At 42.4% G+C, this 3,679-nt stretch carries 5 protein-coding genes; 4 read left to right on the top strand and 1 reads right to left on the bottom strand.

What is annotated here, in order from left to right; all coding sequences use genetic code 11:
* Both F607_RS33270 and F607_RS0125470 read left to right on the top strand, forming a co-directional pair.
* Positions 1-813, top strand: an 813-nt coding sequence (locus tag F607_RS33270; protein ID WP_051311836.1) for a polymorphic toxin-type HINT domain-containing protein, incomplete at its 5' end; no start/stop codon positions are given.
* Between the two features lie 5 nt (positions 814-818).
* A complete protein-coding gene (locus F607_RS0125470) occupies positions 819-1,562 on the top strand; it encodes a hypothetical protein (protein WP_027710275.1) in 744 nt (247 codons plus the stop codon).
* A gap of 23 nt (positions 1,563-1,585) precedes the next feature.
* Here the strand turns inward: F607_RS0125470 and F607_RS0125465 are convergent, their stop codons facing one another.
* A complete protein-coding gene (locus F607_RS0125465; protein ID WP_027710274.1) occupies positions 1,586-2,239 on the bottom strand; it encodes an immunity protein Imm33 domain-containing protein in 654 nt (217 codons plus the stop codon).
* Between the two features lie 434 nt (positions 2,240-2,673).
* On the opposite strand from F607_RS0125465, the gene F607_RS0125460 reads away from it, so the two are divergent.
* Both F607_RS0125460 and F607_RS0125455 read left to right on the top strand, forming a co-directional pair.
* Positions 2,674-2,973, top strand: coding sequence for a type II toxin-antitoxin system TacA family antitoxin (locus F607_RS0125460; protein ID WP_038292297.1), 300 nt, complete (start codon positions 2,674-2,676; stop codon positions 2,971-2,973).
* Positions 2,957-3,475 carry a GNAT family N-acetyltransferase gene (locus tag F607_RS0125455; protein ID WP_027710272.1) on the top strand — a complete coding sequence of 173 codons (519 nt, stop codon included), beginning with the start codon at positions 2,957-2,959 and terminating at the stop codon, positions 3,473-3,475. The genes F607_RS0125460 and F607_RS0125455 overlap by 17 nt, the downstream gene beginning before the upstream one ends.
* Positions 3,476-3,679: the final 204 nt, after the last annotated feature.

Genomic DNA, 3,679 nt, shown 5'->3' with positions numbered 1-3,679 from the left:
GGTGAGCATCCCTTTAGAACCACCGACAACCAATGGGTAGCCGCCAAAGACCTGAAAGCCGGTGACAAGCTCGTCAGTCAAAGCCTGCAACCGCTCACCGTCCAACACACGGAATACAAACCCGCACTCCAAAGCGTCTACAACCTGGAAGTCAAGGACTACCACACGTACTTTGTGGGGCAGCAAGGGGCGTTGGTGCATAATGGGTCTACGCGGAAGTGTGGTGAGACTAATATAGGCAGTTCAACAGGCTCTAATAATGGTTTACCTGCACTACCCAATGGATATCATTATAAAACCGTTAATGGGAAAACGGTGGTAGGTCGAAACCGTGGCCATGATGATTTACCCAAGTTAACGCTTACGGATGATGGGAATTTAGTTAGTCCTTTAGGGGAAAAGCTAGATGGTTTAGGATTTAGCTCAACCACTCAAAAGATGAGAGATAGTGTAAAAGGTAAGCAATACCTTGATCCATTAACGAACAAATTAGTCACGCCGGGTAAAGATGTTGTCATGTCTCCAGACCATGTTTACCCTGTCAGTAAAATACGCGAAATGACTGGCTTTAATCGCTTAACTAAATCTCAGCAGCAAGCAATTGTTCACGACACAGTCGGTCTTGATAATATCCAAGCGTTGCCAAAGAGCTTAAATGAATCCAAGAGTAATTTAATTGGTAGAGATTGGAAGACTTATAAAGGTGAGGCATTAGATCCGAACTACCTTATGAATTTAGAAGAAAGGCAAATAGCTGCTAGAGACAGAATACAAAAGCAGATTAAGTTATATCTTAAACAAAATGGCGGATAGTGAGTATGTCAAATACAGAAAATGATTTTTCTGAATTTAATGCCTGCTATATGGTTTCTTCTAAATTTCCAGAAGAGGCTGTATCTCGAATTCCAGATGAATTACTTTGTGCAATAGATAATGGAAATGAAGCCTTTTTTAGTGGACTGAAGACGTCATTTCCAAAACTGTATCAGGTACTAACAACTGAATGCTCTAGAATCCAATTGCTAGAGAGTATCTCGATAGGTATTGGACTCAATGATCTTGGAAAAGAGCATAAGTCTTATTGGTGGGGACTTAAGTGTGGTCATAAGTTAATCACAGCAGGCATACCTGTTACCAATCCTTCTGAAGCCGCAACAACAGACTATTTACAGGAGTACTTTTCTTGTCTACCTGCTGGCTTTGGCTGCTTTTATGAAAAAATGGATAGCCTTGCTGTGGCAAAAGGACGGGGGCTATATGGCTACGATTTACCCTCTAGTTTTAACGATTGGCGAGAAATCAAAAACTTCTGTGAGGATCATGAGCAGGATTTATCCAGTGCAAAGTTTATGTATGATAAATTACCTGGCAGTGATTTAAGGGTATTTATTCAGTGCTCAAATTCAGATTTGATTGTTTGCGATCTCACTGGCCAACATCGAGGATTATTTTATGTAAAAGGTGGTGATTTTAAAAATTACCACCTTATACATGATCCTTTAAAAGCTTTAGATGCTTACTTTGCCGGTGCAGTTAAGGGAGAATCACCCAGTATTTTATAAGGTGTATGACTCACTCCACTCGTTTATCGAGTGGAGTTTATTTGATCTAGGTAAGAGTTAGCCTTAATTTGCACTTCTCTGTCATTTTTTACTAGCCTATAACAATCCCCATCCCTCAAAAGTACTCCCAAACCTACAGGTAATGCGAGAAACTTTATTAAATCTGGACGCTTACATGCAAAGTCATATAGTGAGAGAACACTGTATTCGTCTTCTTCAGCGTTAAGATCCTTAAAAAACCAGCCAGATTCAGTGTTTTCAGCTACTTCTCTCGCCATATAAAAGCTATTTGTAGCCTGGAATGTCTCACTAACAATAATAGATGTTCTTAATGACGGGAAATCTGGGGCAACATTTAACGTACAACTATCAACGATATCTTGCTGCTCTCTAAAGTGTTTTAGTGTGCTTGTAACTGAGTCGATAAACACGATAGGAACATCTTTCATGTTTGGCTCTAAGATGTGAATACTCTTATCAGAGTGCATTTCAAGCTGGTTCAGCATCCATCCAAGCTGCATAAACTCGCCACTTTTAAATGTTACACCGTTAGCCACCTCAGTCTCTAGATGTGCAATAAACCAATCAATATCTTGTTGAGGTACGACATCGGTTGTACATGAGAAACAAAGCTCAGGATGATTGTATTGGGAGCACTTTGTCGTTCTAAAGAGCATATAGAAGCAACCTTGGTTATTAAACTCAATCGTATATTTTAAGAAAGGCAGTAAATTAGCATATTTTTTAATTTAACTGTCCTGAAAACGAATCTTTTTCCTCATTTTACCTCTGCTAGTGCCCTTAGTGCTCCGACCCCACCCCGAATACCAAAACTGTCTTAAAAAAATTTCCGGTAACTTCTGTTATCGGCTATTTTTGGGCTACAACAGTATTATACTATCAGAAATGGTAATACGTATTACTAAGTGCGTGAAATCTAATATAATGAAAAATGACGCCAAACCGGCTGTAGCCCAACAATAGCAAAGGATTGGATGTGCAGACGCAGGACCATGCCGAGTGTGCTGGCGATTGAAATATGTATGCCAGAGTGACACACACAATTATGTGTGCCATAATGACACACATAAAGACAAGAGGAATCAGCATAATGGCTACTCAACCCAATTCCGAGCGTAAAGAAACGCGCCTGGTGGCGCGTGTCTCCACTGATATACAAGAAATGATTCAGCGCGCGGCGGACTATTCTGGGGCTACACTCTCACAGTTTTTGATTGAATCGGCACTGGAAAAAGCCCGCGATGTCCTGGCACAAACCGAAACATTACAACTCTCCATGGCTGGCGCTGAGGCACTGGTTGCGGCACTGGAGAACCCACCTGAACCGAACCAGAAACTGGTTGCAGCGGCCCAGCGCTACAGGGATTCGGTGAATGTCGATAATCATTGAAGAGCTGACACCCGCGCATGATCGAAAAGCGTTTGATTGCGGTGTGAATGCGTTGAACCAGTTTCTACAAAGGCAGGCACGGCAGAAGGCCGCAAAACAGATCTCAAAAACGTATGTCGCGTGCTCCAGTGCTGAGCCGACCGCCATTCTTGGCTATCACACCCTGACCGGCTACTCAGTGACAACGCCGCCCGATCATAAAGATTATAAAAAGTACCCTCATCCGCTAAATGCGGTGAAACTGGCACGACTTGCAGTCGATCGTTCTCAGCAAGGGCAGCGGTTAGGTGAGCGGTTATTAGTGGATGCCATCTACCGAACGTTTTTGGTGGCAGAGCAAATATCGGCGATTGGTTTGTTTGTGGATCCGATGACACCTCAAGTAGTGCCTTTTTATCAGCAGTATGGTTTTTTACCTGCTGAACCTGGCGATCCTTCACGGTTGGAAATGTGGTTACCCATCAAAACCTGTATTTCAGTAGCGGCTACTGCCTGTGAGTGATACAACAAAAGTCACACATCAACTGTGCTATGTTCCGCGTGGATCATTTATGTGGAACACCGGTTAGCTTAATAATGCCACAACCCTTTACCCTTACTGGAGAATTCATTAAATTTGCAGTATATTTACCGTATGGCTGACTTGGTGACCTTGGAGGTTTATAGCTATGCCACGATTAACATTGGATCTCTCTGACGAGGTCAA

It is taken from the genome of Zooshikella ganghwensis DSM 15267 (genome assembly GCF_000428585.1).
GTDB lineage: Bacteria > Pseudomonadota > Gammaproteobacteria > Pseudomonadales > Zooshikellaceae > Zooshikella > Zooshikella ganghwensis.
This window is presented reverse-complemented; position numbering and strand designations above follow the sequence as displayed.